This is a genomic window from Streptomyces sp. NPDC046931, assembly GCF_040644655.1.
GTDB lineage: Bacteria > Actinomycetota > Actinomycetes > Streptomycetales > Streptomycetaceae > Streptomyces.
In genome coordinates, this window is record NZ_JBEYWX010000004.1 from 136,557 (window position 1) to 151,927 (window position 15,371).

Consider the following 15,371-nt stretch of genomic DNA (forward strand, 5'->3'; position numbering starts at 1 on the left):
AGCGGCTGGCGCGTATCAAGGAGACATGGACGTGACGACCGACGCGGGCGGTCCCTGGCTGGTTGTGGGTCTCGGGAATCCGGGGCCTGATTACGCGATGAACCGGCACAATGTCGGGTTCATGGTGGCCGATCTGCTGGCGGAGCGGATCGGGGGGAAGTTCAAGCGGGCGGGCAAGGCGCAGGCGCAGGTAGTGGAGGGGCGGATCGGTCCGCCGGGTCCGGCGAGCCGTCGGGTGATCCTGGCGAAGCCGATGTCGTACATGAATCTGTCGGGTGGTCCGGTGAACGCCCTGCGGGACTTCTACAAGGTGCCGGTGGCGAACATCGTGGCGGTGCACGATGAGCTGGACATCGACTACGGGACGCTGCGGCTGAAGCTGGGCGGCGGCGACAACGGGCACAACGGGCTGAAGTCGATGACGAAGGCGATGGGGGCGGACTATCACCGGGTGCGGTTCGGGATCGGGCGTCCGCCGGGGCGTATGCAGGTCGCGGATTTCGTGCTGAAGGACTTCTCGTCGGCGGAGCGCAAGGAGCTGGACTACTTCGTGGACCGTGCGGCGGACGGGGTGGAGTGTCTGGTGATCGAGGGGCTGGAGCGGGCGCAAAGCACGTACAACTCCTGACTTGTCGGTCCGCGGGGCGGTGCCGGAGTTGACCGGGCACAGCGGCATGGCCAAGGATCGCGGCCATGCCTTCTGCTGCCTCCTCCAGCCAGGGCTCGGTCGCGGTGCTGCGCCTCGGGCGGTTCGCGGCGATGGGTACGGTCGCCGCGCTGATCCTGATCGCCGGCGTCTGGGGTTCCTGGGGCACCGCGCAGTACGTGATGCTGACCAAGGGCCGTGAGCGGGGCACGGTGGAGGTGACCCGGTGCGGGGAGGACACGTGCAGTGGTCCGTTCACTCCTCTGTCGGCCGGGGCGAGGCCGCGCGCGAGGGTTGTGATCCGTCAGACGGTCGCGGTGCAGCAGGGGCAGACGTACACGGTGGTCGTGAAGCCGGATTCGGACGACGTCGTGCGGTCGGGCCCGGCGGGAATCCTGTATGCGTGGATTCCGCTGGGCGGGGCGCTGTTGCTGGCGTCGGTCGTGGTGGCGGGCGGGTTGCGGCTGGTGCGTGCGGCGTGGGTGCTGGCGGGGGCGGGGATCGCGCTGCTGACGGCCGCGTTCGTGGTGCTCTGAGGGTGTTCGGGCGACTTCCATGTCTGTGGAAGGTCCATGTGTTGTGCGTTCGTGATTGACCCGTCGCCGGGCTGGGCCGGAAGCTGAGCCGCCCCCTCCACATCTTCCGTCGGCCTTTCTCGAAGATGGACTGCCCATGCGTACCCTCACGTTCTCCGGCGCTTTCGTCGCCGCCGCCTCAGCGGCCCTGCTGTCCGCTCCCTCCGCCCATGCGACGGCCCCGGGCGACAACGGCACGGTGAAGATCCATGACGCCTCGACCGGCGAGGAGCTGCGCCGTAACGAACCGCACGTCTGCACGTTCTACCTCGACGCCTTCGGGTTCGACGGCGTCCAGCAGGTCGACTGGCACATCGAGGCCTGGGCTCCGACCGCCGCCACCAAGGGCGAGACGGTGAAGTCGGGTGCCCTCACCCTGGACTCCGGGGGCCACGGCCGTACGCAGGACCTGTCGCTGCCCGACGGGCACTACAAGCTGTTCTGGAACTTCGACGGTGAGAAGGGCGCCGCCAAGCACAAGGTGTTCTGGACGGACTGCGGCGACGGCAAGGGTTCGGGGCCGGGCGGTGGCCCCTCCGCGAGCGCGACGCCGTCCGCGAGCGCGACGCCGTCCGCCCCGGTGTCCGGCGGGCCGTCTCCGGCCGCGTCGACTGGTGCGGCGTCGTCCGCGTCGCCCGGTGCGTCCGCCGCGGTGTCGTCGGCTCCGTCGCCTCAGGGCGGGGGTGGCGATCTCGCCGAGACCGGCAGCGCTGCCCCGGTGGGTGCGCTGGCCGGGGCCGCGGCGGCGCTGGTCGCCGCGGGCGGTTACCTGGTGGTCCGCCGCAGGGCGGCCGGCCGGGGCTGACCTATGGCACGGCAGTGCCCCCGGGCCCGTGCGGGGCTCGGGGGCACTGTCGTGTTCAGGGGCGTGTCAGCCGGTGTTGCGCAGTCCGGCCGCCACGCCGTTGACCGTCAGCAGCAGGGCGCGGGAGAGCAGCGGGTCGGGTTCGGCGCCGTCGGCGGCGGCGTCGCGCTGGCGCTTGAGCAGGGCGACCTGGAGGTAGGAGATCGGGTCGAGGTAGGCGTCGCGGATGGCGAAGGTCTGCTTGAGGACGGGCTGGGCGTCCAGCAGTTCGCTCCCGCCGGTGATCCGCAGGACCTCGCGGACGGTCAGCTCGTGTTCGGCCTGGATGGTCTCGAAGACGTGCTTGAGTTCGTCGGGTACGAGGGTGTCCACGTAGTGGCGCGCGATCCGCAGGTCGGTCTTGGCCAGGGTCATCTCCACGTTGGAGACGAAGTTGCGGAAGAAGTGCCACTGTTCGTGCATCTCGGCGAGCACGGTGTCGAGGCCGGCCTCGCGCAGCGCCTTCAGGCCGGAGCCGACGCCGAACCAGCCGGGGACGATCTGCCGGGACTGGGTCCAGCCGAACACCCAGGGGATGGCGCGCAGCCCGTCGAGTCCGGCGCCGGAGTCGGGGCGGCGGGAGGGGCGGGAGCCGAGGTGGAGGTCGGCGAGCTGGTCGACGGGGGTGGAGGCGAAGAAGTAGGCGGGCAGGTCGGGGTCCTCGACGAGCCTGCGGTAGGCGGCGTGGGCGGCGTCGGAGACGACGTCCATGGCGGCGTCCCAGCGGGCGAGGGCCTCGTCGGACTGGCGGGGGGCGGTGTGCAGCGCGGATGCCTGGAGGGTGGCGGCGACCGTGAGTTCCAGGTTCTCGCGGGCGAGGGAGGGGATGAGGTACTTGTCGGAGATGACCTCGCCCTGTTCGGTGACCTTGATCTCGCCTTCCAGGGTGCCCCAGGGCTGGGCGAGGATCGCGTCGTGGGTCGGGCCGCCGCCCCGTCCGACGGTGCCGCCGCGGCCGTGGAAGAGCCGCAGGCGCACGCCGTAGCGGTGGGCGACGTCGCGCAGGCGGCGCTGGGCGCGGTGGATCTCCCACTGGGAGGTGGTGATGCCGCCGAACTTGGAGGAGTCGCTGTAGCCGAGCATGACCTCCTGGACGTCGCCGCGCAGGGCGACGAGGCGGCGGTAGGAGGGGTCGGCGAGCATGTCCTCGAGGATGGTGTCGGCGGCCCTGAGCTCGTCGGTGGTCTCCAGGAGCGGGACGATGCCGATCTTCGCCCAGCCGGCGTGCAGGTCGACCAGGCCGGCCTCGCGGGCGAGGACGGCGGCGGCGAACACGTCGTCGGCGCCCTGGCACATGGAGATGATGTAGGACTCGACGACCTCGGGGCCGAAGACGTCCAGGGCCCGCTTGACCGTCTCGAAGACGCCGAGGGTCTTGGTGCCGGCCGCGTCGAGGGGAGCGGGGGTGGGGGCCAGGGGCCGCCGGGAGCGCAGTTCCTTGGCGAGCAGCTTGTGCCGGTACTCGCGGGGCATGTCCTCGTAGCGCCAGGATTCCTCGCCGAGCCGGTCGAAGAGCTGGCCGAGGGCGTGGTGGTGGGCGTCGGCGTGCTCGCGGACGTCCATGGTGGCGAGCTGGAGACCGAAGGCGGCGAGGGTGCGGATGGTGCGGGCGAGGTGGCCGTCGGCGAAGAGGTGGCCGCGGTGGGTGCGCAGGGAGGTCTGGATGATCCGCAGGTCGTGCAGGAGCTCGTTGGTGCCGAGGTAGTCCCGCCCGGGCTGGTGTGCGGTGCCCTTGGCCAGGCGCTTCTTGGTGTTGACGAGCTTCTGGCGGATGCAGGTCGCCTTGAGGCGGTAGGGCTCCTCGGCGTTGAGGCGCTTGTAGCGGGGGCTGATGCCGGGCAGCCGGTCCAGGTCGGCCTTCAGGGACTCGAGGAGTTCGTCGGTGGCGCCGGTGTAGCGGATGGACTGGGAGAGCAGTCCGCGCAGCTCGTCGATCATGTCCAGCGCGTCGTTGATGCCGTGCTCGTGCTGGAGGATGAGCACCTCCCAGGTGACCTCGGGGGTCACGTTGGGGTTGCCGTCGCGGTCGCCGCCGATCCAGGTGCCGAAGGTGAGGGGGCGGGTGTCGTCGGGCAGCTTGACGCCGACGCGCTCCAGTTCGGCGGTGAGGTCCTCCAGGACGTCGCCGACCGCGCCGGCGTGCAGTTCGTCCAGGTAGTAGATGGCGTTGCGGGCCTCGTCGGCGGGTTCCGGGCGGACGACCCTGAGCTCGTCGGTCTGCCAGACGAGGTCGATGTTCTCGGCGAGCCGGGTGTCGTGGCGACGGCGGTCGCTGACCAGGACCGGGGTCTCCAGGAGCGCGGCGATGCGCCGGAGCTTGTTGAGGACGGAGCGGCGCGCGGCCTCGGTGGGGTGCGCGGTGAAGACGGGGCGGACGTTGAGGTGGCGGACGGTGTCGCGGAGGTGCTCGGCGTCGGCGTCCTTGAGCCGGTCGGCGGTGCGGGCGAGGAGTCCGCCTTCGGCGGCGCGCTTGGCGCGCAGTTCGCGGCCGCGGTGCACCTGCTCGGTGACGTTCGCCAGGTGGAAGTAGATCGAGAAGGCACGTACCAGCTTGGCGGCGGTCTCCAGTTCGGTGCCGCGCAGCAGCTCGGCGGCGGCCTCCCCGTCCTCGCGGGTCAGCCGGCGGACTCGCTCGACCAGTTCCAGGAGCTCGGGGCCCTCCTGTCTGACGAGGGTCTCGCCGAGTAGATCACCCAGTCGGCGGATGTCCGCGCGCAGCTCGCTGCTGGTCGTCGTGGTCTGGTCGTCGGCACTGCTCACAGGTGCGGCTCCTTGCAGTGTTGAAGCTCATCTGGGAGGGGACCCGGAGCGGTGCCGCGCGGCGGGTGCCGCATACGGGCCGGGCATCCGGGAAGAAAACAGAGCGGACCGCGCTGTCCGACCGACTCCAAGGATAGGTGGCCACGCTGACGCGCAGCCTCAGGGGCTCTTGCCGCCGGGCGGCGCGCTGCCATACTTACGACGCCGTAGGTTACGGAAGCGTAAGGTCTCCGTCGGATCCGGGGAGCCCTCTGGGTCCGTATCCCGGGCACCTGCCTCAACCCTCGACCCTCGACCCCACAGGGGACGCCCATGACCACAAGCTCCGATGTGATCGAAGACGCCCCGGAGGCGAACGACGACACCGCGCTGCCCTCGGCGACGCTGGGTGGCGAGCAGAAGCGCTCGATCGAGCAGATCACCCTGCTGCTCTTCATCACCGTCCCCTTCCTGGCGCTTGTCGCCGCGGTGCCGCTGGCCTGGGGATGGGGTGTGAGCTGGCTCGATCTGGGTCTGCTGGTCTTCTTCTACTACCTGGGCTGTCACGGCATCACGATCGGTTTCCACCGCCACTTCACCCATGGCTCGTTCAAGGCGAAGCGGCCCTTGAAGATCGCTCTGGCGATCGCCGGGTCGATGGCCGTGGAGGGGCCGCTGGTGCGCTGGGTCGCCGATCACCGCAAGCACCACAAGTTCTCGGACGCCGAGGGCGACCCTCACTCTCCCTGGCGTTACGGGGAGACGGTGCCCGCGCTGATGAAGGGCCTGTGGTGGGCTCATATCGGCTGGATGTTCGATGAGGAGCAGACGCCGCAGGACAAGTACGCGCCGGATCTGATCAAGGACCGGGCGCTGCGGGCGATCTCCCGCCAGTTCGTGCTGTGGACGGTGTTGTCGCTGCTGCTGCCGCCGCTGATCGGCGGTCTGGTGACGATGTCCTGGTGGGGCGCTTTCACGGCGTTGTTCTGGGGATCCCTCGTCCGGGTGGCGTTGCTGCACCATGTGACCTGGTCGATCAACTCCATCTGTCACGCGGTCGGCAAGCGCCCGTTCAAGTCCCGGGACCGGTCGGGGAACGTGTGGTGGCTGGCGGTCCTGTCGTGCGGCGAGTCGTGGCACAACCTGCACCACGCGGATCCGACGTCGGCGCGGCACGGGGTGGAGCGGGGCCAGCTGGACTCCTCGGCGCGGATCATCCGCTGGTTCGAGCAGCTGGGCTGGGCATACGACGTGCGCTGGCCGTCACGCTCGCGTATCGATTCCCGCCGCAGCACCGAGGGGAAGGGCTCCCGGCGCGGGAAGGCGACCGCCGGCACGGCATGATTGACAGCGTGGCGACCGACTCCTCCAGCACTCCCAGCACCGACAAGCCGCGGCGGACCCGCCGCACCCGGATGACCGGGGCGGAGCGCCGTCAGCAGTTGCTGGAGATCGGTCGCACGCTGTTCGCCGCGAAGGGGTTCGAGGGCACGTCGGTGGAGGAGATCGCGGCGAAGGCCGGGGTCTCCAAGCCGGTGGTGTACGAGCACTTCGGCGGCAAGGAGGGCCTGTACGCGGTGGTGGTCGACCGCGAGATGCGGCGCCTGCTGGACATGGTGACGAGCTCGCTGACGGCGGGGCATCCGCGGGAGCTGTGCGAGCAGGCGGCGTTCGCGCTGCTGGACTACATCGAGGAGTACACGGACGGGTTCCGCATCCTGGTCCGTGACTCGCCGATCCCGCAGTCGACGGGTTCCTTCGCGTCCCTGATCTCGGACATCGCCACGCAGGTGGAGGACATCCTGGGCCGCGAGTTCAAGAGCCGCGGCTTCGACCCGAAGCTGGCCCCGCTGTACGCGCAGGCGCTGGTGGGCATGGTGGCGCTGACGGGCCAGTGGTGGCTGGATGTGCGCCGCCCGAAGAAGGCCGAGGTCGCGGCGCATCTGGTGAATCTGGCGTGGCACGGGCTGGACGGTCTGGAGCCGAAGCCTCGGCTGATAGGTCATCGCAAGAGCTGACGCCCGGGGTCCCTGATCACCCGATGTGATGAGCTTTGTCGGTCTCGCCCGCTACGGTGGGTACACGGTCCGAGAATCCCGTTCATGGGACGAATCCCATGTCTGCCGAGCCGTTCGCCATCGACATCGACCTCGACATCACGCTGGACGCTCTCAGGCGTCTGTAGCCAGCGGCTCCAGGAACTCCAGCCGGTTCCCCACCGGATCCTCCGAGTAGAAGCGCCGGTGGCCCGGCAGGTCGCCGTCCCAGGTCACCGTCGCTCCATGCGCGGCGAGCCGGGCGGCGTACGCCTCGATGTCCGTCACCCGCAGCCCCGGGTGCGCCTTCCGCGCGGGCCGGAAGTCCTCCTCGATCCCCAGGTGCAGCTGCACGGCCCCCGCCTGGAACCAGCAGCCACCGCGCCCCGCGAGCACCGGCGGCTTGGGGATCTCGGCCATGCCCAGGACATCGCCGTAGTACGCCCGCAGCAGCTCCTCGGAGCCGGGCGGGGCCGCGAGCTGGACGTGGTCGACGGCGGCCAGCACGGCTCAGGCCCCCTTCGTGGCGACGGCGAAGATGCGGCGGAACGGGAACACCGTGCCGTGGCCGCCGGCCGGGTACGCCTCGCGCAGGGCCGCGCGGTAGTCGGCGAGGAACTTTTCCGCCTCGTCGCCCAGCTCGGTGAGGACGGGCCGCAGTCCGGTGCCCTTCACCCAGTCCAGGACCGGGTCCTCGCCCTGGAGCAGATGCAGGTACGTCGTCTCCCAGACGTCCGCCTCGCAGCCGAGGCCGGTGAGGTGCTCCAGGTAGGCGTGGGGAGTGAGCACGGCGTCGTCATGGCGCAGGGTCCCGGCCAGGCGGTCCTTCCAGCGGGCGGAGTGAGCGAGCTCCCGCATCAGCCGGTGGCTGGGGGAGTCGAAGTTTCCGGGCACCTGGAAGGCGAAGGTGCCGCCCGGTTTCAGCGCGGCCACCCAGTCGGGGAAGCGGCCGGCGTGTCCGGGCACCCATTGCAGGGTGGCGTTGCTGATGATCAGGTCGTACGGCTCCGCGGGCGTCCAGGTGCGGGCGTCGGCGTGGGCGAAGTCGAGGCGGCCTCCCCCAAGCTCTCGGCTTCGCTCGAACAGGGAGGCACCCCCATCCGCGGTGGGGCCTTCGTGGTGGGTGTGGGCCCGGTCGAGCATCTCGGGCGAGTTGTCGTAGCCGGTGATGTGGGCGGTGGGCCAGCGGTCGGCGAGCAGGACGGTGACGTTGCCGGGGCCGCAGCCGAGGTCGGCGATGCGGGGCGGGCTGTCGGGCAACGTGGGGACGCGGGCGAGCAGGTCGACGAAGGGGCGGGCACGGTGACCGGCGTGGCGCAGGTACTGCGCGGGGTCCCAGGTGGGCGCGGCGGGCATAGCAGGGCCTCCTCGTGGTGAACGGCTCGACGTCCGCGTACGGAGGCGTCGCCCCCGTTTGACGACGCCTCCGCACGCAAGGTCATCCTCGTATCCAGCTATCTCGACGTCAAGAGACTCCACATCAAGAGACTTCATGTCGACACAACCACTACACTGATCGTCATGGAGGACGAGGTCGATCGGCTGGTCGCGGCATGGCGCCGAGAGCGCCCGGACCTCGACGTGGAACCGCTCGAGGTCCTCAGCCGGGTGAGCAGGCTGGCCCGGCACCTGGACCGTGCGCGCCGGCTGGCATTCTCCGAGCACAGTCTGGAGCCCTGGGAGTTCGACGTTCTCACCGCGCTTCGCCGGGCCGGCACCCCCTATCAGCTCTCCCCCGGCCAGCTGCTGACCCAGACACTGGTCACCTCGGGCACGATGACCAACCGCATCGACCGCCTGGCGAAGAAGGGCCTGGTCGAGCGGCTGCCCGATCCCAGCGACCGCCGGGGCGTACTGGTGCGCCTCACCGACGAGGGCCGGGACCGGGCGGACCAGGCGCTCGCCGGACTGCTCGACCAGGAGCGCGCGATCCTGTCGGAGCTGAGCTCGGCCCAGCGCGGTGAACTGGCCGCGCTGCTACGCCAGCTGACCGCCCCGTTCGACAACATCCCCGGCTAGGTCGACCGGCCCGACCCCGGCACGGCGGGCGAGGGCGACGGCGGCGAGGGTGGAGTGGACGCCCAGCTTCCCCAGCACGTTCTGCATATGGGTGCGGACGGTGTGCGGGGACAGGAACAGCCGCTCGGCGACGGCCTTGCGGCCGAGCCCGGCGACCATACACCGCAGCACTTCCCGCTCTCGGGGCGTCAGGGACTCCACCAGCCGCTCGCTCTCGGTGCGGTGCTTGCGGGCCGCGGTCAGCTCGCGCAGGACACCGGTGAGCAGGGCGGGCGGAAGGTGCGTCTCGTCGCGCAACACGCCCCGGATGACGGTGAGCAGCCGGGACAGCGAGCAGTCCTTGGCGACCCAGCCGGAAGCGCCCGCCTGAAGGGCGACGGCGGCCCGGCGCGGGTCGTCCTTCTCGGCGAGGACGACGATCCGCACACCGGGCTGTCCGGAGCGGACACCGGCGACGAGTGAGATGCCGTCGACGAGCCCGTCCTCGTTGGCCTCCTGGACGGGAACCGCGGGACGAGAGCCCGGCAGATTGCCGCCGAGGTCCGCGTCGACGAGCATCACGTCGAATCTGCGGCCCTCCGCGGCCGCGCGGTCCAGGCAGCGCAGAGCGGCCGGACCACTGCCGGCCGCGGACACCTCGACATCGGGCTCGGCGGCCAGGGCGGCCGCGAGCGACTCGGCGAAGATACGGTGGTCGTCGACGACCAGGACTCGGATGCGCACCACTGAAAACCCCCACTGCTCGGGGGACGACCGGCGCGAGTACGGCGCCCGGAATGCTCCCCGGTTTTCCGCTGGGACGGGGCACCGCAGCCACACGGCCGCCGCCGTGCTGGAACAGCTACCCCACCCCGGGCGTCGTACCCGACTGTCTCGCCCCCTGATCAGCACCGGCCCCCACCGGCGCTGTTCACAGGGTAGGGCCGTCGGCCTGGAGCGGAAGGAATTTTGCAGAACTGGTTGTCCAGGGCGTTTATGGTGTGCCGCATGTTTCGTATCGAGACAGAAGTCGACAAGGAGCGGCGCGATCTGCTCCGCGCTCGGCTGCTGGAGGCGAACACGGCGGCCTCGCCGGTGCTGCGCGCGTTGCGCGGAACGCCGGGGGAGCGCGAAGTCCCGCTGCATGTCTGGGCGTTCGACGCGGCAGGGGATCTGGCGGGCGGACTGGTCGGCCACACCTGGGCGAGCTGGCTGTACGTGGCCTATCTGTGGGTGGACGAGCACCACCGCGGTGCGGGCCTCGGCACGCGTCTGCTCGCTCAGGCGGAGCGCGTCGCGCGCGAGGAGCGCGGCTGCCTGGCCGCGCGCCTGGAGACCTGGGACTTCCAGGCCCCGGAGTTCTACCGGAAGCAGGGTTACGAGGTGGTGTGCGTGATCCCCGACTATCCGCCGGGGATCACGGAGTACACGCTGACCAAGAAGCTCAGCCGAGCTGCCGGGCCCCTGCCGACGGCACCGCCGGGAACACCCGGGGCGCGGTGAAACCGGCGGCGCCGAACGCCTCCTCGATCGCCTTCGTGACCGTGTCCGCGTCGGCGGCCTCCGTCAGGACGATCGCCGAGCCGCCGAAGCCGCCGCCCGTCATCCGGGCACCCAGTGCGCCGGACGCGTTCGCCGTGTCCACCACCAGGTCCAGCTCCGGGCAGGAGATGCGCAGGTCGTCCCGCAGGGAGACATGGCCCTCCGTCAGCACGGACCCGATCGCCCGGATGTCGCCCGTGTCCAGCAGGGCGACGACCCGGTCGACACGGTGGTCGTCCGAGACCACATGGCGCACATAGCGGCGCGCTCGCTCGTCCGGCAGGCGCGCGAGCGCATCCTGAAGGTCCTCGTAGGCGACGTCCCGCAGATGCGAGACCCCGAGCTGCCGTGCGCCCTCCTCGCAGCCCTCGCGCCGCTCGGCGTACGCCCCGTCGCCCAGCGCGTGCTTCACCCGGGTGTCGACGACGAGCAGCGCGAGGCCCTGAGCGGCAGGGTCGAAGGGGATCTGGCGCAGGGACAGGTCACGGCAGTCCAGGTGCAGGGCGTGGCCCTGTGTGGAGCACGCCGACGCCATCTGGTCCATGACGCCGCACGGCACGCCCACGAAGTCGTTCTCGGCGCGCTGGGCGAGCTTCGCCAGCTCGGGTCGGGTCAGGCCGAGCCCGTAGAGGTCGTTCAGCGCGAGGGCGGTGACCACCTCCAGCGCCGCCGACGAGGACAGTCCCGCGCCCGTCGGCACCGTGGAGGACAGATGGAGGTCGGCGCCGGTGACCGGGTGGCCCGCCGCACGCAGCACCCAGACGACGCCCGCCGGGTAGGCGGCCCAGCCGGTGTCCGTCCGCGGCCGGAGCTCGTCGACGTGCAGTTCGACGACCGGTCCCCCGATGTCCGCCGAGTGCAGCCGCAGCACGCCGTCGGTGCGGCGGGAGACCGCGGCGAGCGCCGTGTGCGGCAGGGCGAACGGCATCACGAACCCCTCGTTGAAGTCCGTGTACTCGCCGATCAGGTTCACCCGGCCCGGTGCCGCCCAGACGCCATCCGGAGCCGTCCCGTACAGCTTTGTGAACCCCTCGCGTACGCCCATCTACTCTTCCCCTGCGACGCTCTGCGCGAACTCCCAGGCGTCCGCGACGATGCCCGCGAGGTCCGCGCGGGACGGGTTCCAGCCCAGCCGCTCACGGGCGGTGGCCGCGGAGGCGACCAGGACCGCCGGGTCGCCGCCCCGGCGCGGGGCCACGACCTCCGGGATCGGATGCCCGGTGACCTGACGCACGGTCTCGATGACCTCGCGCACCGAGAAGCCGTTGCCGTTGCCGAGGTTGCAGATCAGATGCTCGCCGGGGGTGGCGGCGTCCAGGGCCAGCAGGTGGGCCTCGGCGAGGTCCGCGACGTGGATGTAGTCGCGGACGCAGGTGCCGTCCGGCGTCGGGTAGTCGTCGCCGAACACCGAGATGGCCTCCCGCCTGCCCTGCGCGACCTGGAGGACGAGCGGGATCAGGTGGGACTCCGGGTCGTGCCGCTCACCGCAGCTGCCGTAGGCGCCGGCGACGTTGAAGTAGCGCAGGGACACCGCGCCCAGGCCGTGCGCGGCCGCCTCACCGCTGATCATGTGGTCGACGGCGAGCTTGGAGGCGCCGTAGGGGGAGGTCGGCGCGGTCGGGTCGGTCTCGGTGATCGGCGTGCTGACCGGCTCGCCGTAGGTCGCCGCGGTGGAGGAGAAGACGAGCTTGCGCACGCCCGTCTCGCGCATCGCGGCGAGCAGCGCCATCGTGCCGCCGACGTTGTTGTCCCAGTACTTCTCGGGCTTCATGACCGACTCGCCGACCTGCGAGAACGCGGCGAAGTGCAGGACCGCGTCGAAGGAGGGGTCGAGCCACTTGGCGGCGTCACGGAGGTCGCCCTCGACGAAGGAAGCGCCCGCCGGTACGCCTTCGCGGAAGCCGGTGGAGAGGTTGTCGAGGACGACGACCTCGTGGCCCGCTTCCAGCAGGTGCTGCGCGACCACGCTGCCCACATAGCCCGCGCCACCGGTGACCAGGTACTTCCCACTCATGAACTCGCTACCTCTCGCAGTCGCTGGGCCGCGGCTTCCGGCGGCACGTCGTTGATGAACACGTTCATGCCGGACTCGGAACCCGCGAGAAACTTCAGCTTGCCGGAAGTGCGGCGAATGGTGAAAAGCTCGAGGTGGAGCGCGAAGTCGCCACGGTTGACGGCTGTGCCTTCCTCGCCCTGCCTCGCGCCGAACGGCGCCTGGTGCCAGGCGGCGATGTAGGGCGTCGGAGCCTCCCGGTCGCCGAAGATCCGGTCGAAGCGCCTCAAGAGTTCCAGATACACCTGGGGGAACTCTGTGCGGGCGGCCTCGTCCAGCGCGAGCAGGTCGGGCACGCGGCGCCGAGGATAGAGGTGGACCTCGTACGGCCAGTGCGCGGCGTAGGGAACGAAGGCGGCCCAGTGTTCACCCCGCAGGACGACCCGCTCGTCGGCCAGCTCGCGCTCCAGCACGGCGTCGAACAGGTTCTCGCCGCCGGTCGCCTCCTTGTGGGCGGCGAGCGAACGGAGCATGAGGGCGGTGCGCGGGGTGGTGAAGGGGTACGCGTAGATCTGGCCGTGCGGATGGCCGAGGGTCACGCCGATCTCCTGGCCGCGGTTCTCGAAGCAGAAGACCTGCTCGACGGCGGGCAGATGGGACAGCTCCGCGGTGCGGTCGGTCCAGGCGTCCAGTACCAGCCGGGCCTGCTCCTCGGTCAGGTCGGCGAAGGACGCGTCATGGTCGGAGGTGAAGCAGACGACCTCGCAGCGGCCGGAGTCGCCGGCGAGCGAGGGGAAGCGGTTCTCGAAGACGACGACGTCGTAGGAGGAGTCCGGGATCTCGCTCAGCCGGTCCCCCCGGGAGGGGCACAGGGGGCACTCGTCGGCGGGTGGGAGGTAGGTGCGCCCCTGGCGGTGGGAGGCGACGGCGACACAGTCGCCGAGCAGCGGGTCGCGGCGGATCCCGGAGGTCGTGACGGTCCGCTCCAGCGGCCGGCGGTCCACCGCGTCGCGCACGGTGTCGTCGTGCAGGTCGTAGTAGATGAGCTCACGACCGTCGGCCAGCCGGGTCGAGGTCTTCTTCACGACGCCTTGCCTTTCTGCTGCACTGCCGGACTCCCCGTCCACGACCCTGCCCTCTTCGAACATAACTCAACACAACAAACCACGATTCACCACAGCAGTCAACATCACAATCCAACAAAGGGCATCATCAGAACTGTTCAAAAATCGAATGCTGAGGCGTAGGTTCCGCACTGTTCGGTTCACGCAACGAAGCGGGTGATCATGCAGACCCCCACATACCCGGCCGTCGGCCACGCCGTTCTGGCAGCCGGTCTACGGCTGCCGACCAACGGCCTCGACTACACGATCCTCGGGATTTACTTCGCCGTCGTCCTGGGCATCGGCTTCGCCGCCCGCCGCTCCGTGAAGACCAGCCTCGACTTCTTCCTCTCCGGACGCTCCCTGCCCGCCTGGATCACCGGCCTGGCCTTCATCTCGGCGAACCTGGCCGCCACCGAGATCCTCGGCATGGCCGCCAACAGCGCCCAGTACGGCGCCTACACGGTGCACTGGTACTGGATCGGCGCCATCCCGGCCATGGTGTTCCTGGGCCTGGTGATGATGCCCTTCTACTACGGCTCCAAGGTCCGCTCGGTCCCCGAGTTCCTGCTGCTCCGCTTCGACAAGTCGGCCCACCTGCTCAGTTCCGTCCTGTTCGCCTTCGCCGCCATCCTCATCGCCGGGGTGAACCTCTACGCCCTCGCGATCGTCGTCGAGGCACTGCTCGGCTGGCCCCAGTGGGTGGCGATCGTGGTAGCCGGCTTCTTCGTCCTCGCCTACATCACCCTCGGCGGCCTGTCGTCCGCGATCTACAACGAGGTACTTCAGTTCTTCGTCATCCTCGCGGCCCTCATCCCCATCACCGTGCTCGGTCTGAAGAAGGCCGGCGGCTGGGGCGGGCTGACCGACAAGCTCAGCGCGATCCATGGCCACGACTTCACCACCGCGTGGGGCGGCACCGGCATCGGTCATGCCAACCCGCTGGGCGCGAACTGGCTGACGATCGTCCTCGGCCTCGGCTTCGTCCTGTCCTTCGGCTACTGGACGACCAACTTCGCCGAGGTGCAGCGCGCCCTGTCCGCGAAGAACCTCTCCGCCGCCCAGCGCACCCCGCTGATCGCCGCCTACCCGAAGGTCTTCATCGTGTTCCTGGTGATGATCCCGGGTCTGGTCGCCGCCGCCCTGGTCCCCAAGATCGGTACCCCCGGCTCCGGCCTCCAGTACAACGACGCCATCCCGTACCTGATGCAGGAGCTGCTGCCCAACGGCGTGCTCGGCATCGCGGTGACCGGACTGCTCGCCGCCTTCATGGCCGGCATGGCGGCCAACGTCTCGTCCTTCAACACCGTGTTCACCAACGACATCTGGGCGAAGTACGCGGTCAAGCACCGCGAGGACCTGTACTACGTGCGGTTCGGCCGCCTCATCACGGCGATCGGCGTGCTCGCGTCGATCGGCACGGCGTTCCTGGCGTCCTCGTTCTCGAACATCATGAGCTACCTCCAGACGCTGTTCTCCTTCTTCAACGTGCCGATGTTCGTCGTCTTCATCGTCGGCATGTTCTGGAAGCGCGCGTCCGCGAAGTCCGGCTTCTGGGGTCTGCTCGCAGGCACGGTGACCGCGATGGTGAACTACTTCGTCATCTACAAGAACGGCATCATCCGCATCCCCTCCGACCAGGGCGCCAACTTCGTCTCCGCGATCGCCGGGTTCGTGGCCGGTGCGGTCGTCATGGTGGTGGTGTCGCTGTTCACCGCGCCCAAGCCGCAGGAGAGCCTCCAGGGACTGGTGTACGGCACCAGGTCCCCCGGCATGGCCGAGCCGCCCGCCGCGGGCGACGACGCCTGGTACCGCAAGCCGGCCCTGCTGGGCTGGGGCGCGGTCGTCCTCGCCGCCGCCTGCTACATCCCGTTCTCGATCTGACCGCGGGAGGA

Annotated in this window: 15 protein-coding genes; 8 read left to right on the forward strand and 7 right to left on the reverse strand. The window is 70.1% G+C overall.

What is annotated here, in order from left to right; genetic code table 11:
• Nucleotides 1–25 precede the first annotated feature (25 nt).
• From pth to ABZ876_RS10350, 3 genes are all read left to right on the forward strand, one after another.
• On the forward strand, nucleotides 26–628 hold the full coding sequence (gene pth / locus ABZ876_RS10340; RefSeq protein ID WP_361777355.1) for an aminoacyl-tRNA hydrolase: 603 nt from the start codon (nucleotides 26–28) through the stop codon (nucleotides 626–628).
• A 65-nt stretch (nucleotides 629–693) separates the two neighbouring features.
• Complete coding sequence (locus ABZ876_RS10345) at nucleotides 694–1,182, forward strand: hypothetical protein (RefSeq protein ID WP_361777358.1); 489 nt, start codon at nucleotides 694–696, stop codon at nucleotides 1,180–1,182.
• 136 nt (nucleotides 1,183–1,318) lie between these two features.
• Nucleotides 1,319–2,026 (forward strand): LPXTG cell wall anchor domain-containing protein, encoded by a 708-nt coding sequence (locus tag ABZ876_RS10350; RefSeq protein ID WP_361777361.1) that lies wholly within the window; start codon nucleotides 1,319–1,321, stop codon nucleotides 2,024–2,026.
• Between the two features lie 66 nt (nucleotides 2,027–2,092).
• On the opposite strand, the gene ppc is transcribed toward ABZ876_RS10350, so the two are convergent.
• Entirely contained in the window at nucleotides 2,093–4,825 is a 2,733-nt protein-coding gene (ppc, locus tag ABZ876_RS10355) for a phosphoenolpyruvate carboxylase (RefSeq protein WP_361777364.1), read from the reverse strand.
• A 312-nt stretch (nucleotides 4,826–5,137) separates the two neighbouring features.
• Between ppc and ABZ876_RS10360 the strand changes: the two genes are divergently transcribed.
• On the forward strand, nucleotides 5,138–6,148 hold the full coding sequence (locus ABZ876_RS10360; RefSeq protein ID WP_361777367.1) for an acyl-CoA desaturase: 1,011 nt from the start codon (nucleotides 5,138–5,140) through the stop codon (nucleotides 6,146–6,148).
• Entirely contained in the window at nucleotides 6,145–6,822 is a 678-nt protein-coding gene (locus ABZ876_RS10365) for a TetR/AcrR family transcriptional regulator (protein ID WP_361777369.1), read from the forward strand. The genes ABZ876_RS10360 and ABZ876_RS10365 overlap by 4 nt, the downstream gene beginning before the upstream one ends.
• A gap of 153 nt (nucleotides 6,823–6,975) precedes the next feature.
• Here the strand turns inward: ABZ876_RS10365 and ABZ876_RS10370 are convergent, their stop codons facing one another.
• Together ABZ876_RS10370 and ABZ876_RS10375 are read right to left on the reverse strand one after the other, a co-directional pair.
• Nucleotides 6,976–7,347 (reverse strand): VOC family protein, encoded by a 372-nt coding sequence (locus ABZ876_RS10370; RefSeq protein WP_361777372.1) that lies wholly within the window; start codon nucleotides 7,345–7,347, stop codon nucleotides 6,976–6,978.
• Between the two features lie 3 nt (nucleotides 7,348–7,350).
• The gene (locus tag ABZ876_RS10375) at nucleotides 7,351–8,196 is read right to left on the reverse strand and encodes a trans-aconitate 2-methyltransferase (RefSeq protein ID WP_361777375.1); all 846 of its coding nucleotides are present in this window, start codon (nucleotides 8,194–8,196) and stop codon (nucleotides 7,351–7,353) included.
• 165 nt (nucleotides 8,197–8,361) lie between these two features.
• Here ABZ876_RS10375 and tamR point away from each other — a divergent pair, with 165 nt between their 5' ends.
• Entirely contained in the window at nucleotides 8,362–8,859 is a 498-nt protein-coding gene (gene tamR / locus ABZ876_RS10380) for a MarR family transcriptional regulator TamR (protein WP_234511630.1), read from the forward strand.
• Here tamR and ABZ876_RS10385 read toward each other — a convergent pair.
• Nucleotides 8,818–9,585 carry a response regulator transcription factor gene (locus tag ABZ876_RS10385; RefSeq protein ID WP_234511628.1) on the reverse strand — a complete coding sequence of 256 codons (768 nt, stop codon included), beginning with the start codon at nucleotides 9,583–9,585 and terminating at the stop codon, nucleotides 8,818–8,820. The genes tamR and ABZ876_RS10385 overlap by 42 nt on opposite strands.
• Nucleotides 9,586–9,834: 249 nt before the next feature.
• Between ABZ876_RS10385 and ABZ876_RS10390 the strand changes: the two genes are divergently transcribed.
• Nucleotides 9,835–10,341, forward strand: coding sequence for a bifunctional GNAT family N-acetyltransferase/serine/threonine-protein kinase (locus tag ABZ876_RS10390; RefSeq protein ID WP_361778109.1), 507 nt, complete (start codon nucleotides 9,835–9,837; stop codon nucleotides 10,339–10,341).
• On the opposite strand, the gene galK is transcribed toward ABZ876_RS10390, so the two are convergent.
• The 3 genes from galK to galT are packed head-to-tail and all read right to left on the reverse strand — an operon-like array spanning nucleotide 10,283 to nucleotide 13,458.
• The gene (gene galK, locus ABZ876_RS10395) at nucleotides 10,283–11,425 is read right to left on the reverse strand and encodes a galactokinase (protein ID WP_361777379.1); all 1,143 of its coding nucleotides are present in this window, start codon (nucleotides 11,423–11,425) and stop codon (nucleotides 10,283–10,285) included. The two genes, ABZ876_RS10390 and galK, sit on opposite strands and share 59 nt — an antisense overlap.
• Entirely contained in the window at nucleotides 11,426–12,394 is a 969-nt protein-coding gene (gene galE, locus ABZ876_RS10400) for a UDP-glucose 4-epimerase GalE (RefSeq protein ID WP_361777382.1), read from the reverse strand.
• Nucleotides 12,391–13,458 carry a galactose-1-phosphate uridylyltransferase gene (galT, locus tag ABZ876_RS10405; protein WP_361777385.1) on the reverse strand — a complete coding sequence of 356 codons (1,068 nt, stop codon included), beginning with the start codon at nucleotides 13,456–13,458 and terminating at the stop codon, nucleotides 12,391–12,393. The genes galE and galT overlap by 4 nt, the downstream gene beginning before the upstream one ends.
• A 201-nt stretch (nucleotides 13,459–13,659) precedes the next feature.
• Here galT and ABZ876_RS10410 point away from each other — a divergent pair, with 201 nt between their 5' ends.
• Nucleotides 13,660–15,360 carry a sodium:solute symporter family protein gene (locus tag ABZ876_RS10410; RefSeq protein ID WP_361777388.1) on the forward strand — a complete coding sequence of 567 codons (1,701 nt, stop codon included), beginning with the start codon at nucleotides 13,660–13,662 and terminating at the stop codon, nucleotides 15,358–15,360.
• The last annotated feature ends 11 nt before the right edge of the window (nucleotides 15,361–15,371 follow it).

Excerpts from the sequence above, each read along its gene's own strand:
- ABZ876_RS10365 (WP_361777369.1), top strand. The coding sequence starts at position 6,145 with ATGATTGACAGCGTGGCGACCGACTCCTCCAGCACTCCCAGCACCGAC.
- ABZ876_RS10390 (WP_361778109.1), top strand. The coding sequence starts at position 9,835 with ATGGTGTGCCGCATGTTTCGTATCGAGACAGAAGTCGACAAGGAGCGG.
- galK (WP_361777379.1), bottom strand. The coding sequence starts at position 11,425 with ATGGGCGTACGCGAGGGGTTCACAAAGCTGTACGGGACGGCTCCGGAT.
- ABZ876_RS10360 (WP_361777367.1), top strand. The coding sequence starts at position 5,138 with ATGACCACAAGCTCCGATGTGATCGAAGACGCCCCGGAGGCGAACGAC.
- ABZ876_RS10375 (WP_361777375.1), bottom strand. The coding sequence starts at position 8,196 with ATGCCCGCCGCGCCCACCTGGGACCCCGCGCAGTACCTGCGCCACGCC.
- tamR (WP_234511630.1), top strand. The coding sequence starts at position 8,362 with ATGGAGGACGAGGTCGATCGGCTGGTCGCGGCATGGCGCCGAGAGCGC.
- pth (WP_361777355.1), top strand. The coding sequence starts at position 26 with ATGGACGTGACGACCGACGCGGGCGGTCCCTGGCTGGTTGTGGGTCTC.
- ABZ876_RS10410 (WP_361777388.1), top strand. The coding sequence starts at position 13,660 with ATGCAGACCCCCACATACCCGGCCGTCGGCCACGCCGTTCTGGCAGCC.
- galE (WP_361777382.1), bottom strand. The coding sequence starts at position 12,394 with ATGAGTGGGAAGTACCTGGTCACCGGTGGCGCGGGCTATGTGGGCAGC.
- ABZ876_RS10345 (WP_361777358.1), top strand. The coding sequence starts at position 694 with ATGCCTTCTGCTGCCTCCTCCAGCCAGGGCTCGGTCGCGGTGCTGCGC.
- ABZ876_RS10350 (WP_361777361.1), top strand. The coding sequence starts at position 1,319 with ATGCGTACCCTCACGTTCTCCGGCGCTTTCGTCGCCGCCGCCTCAGCG.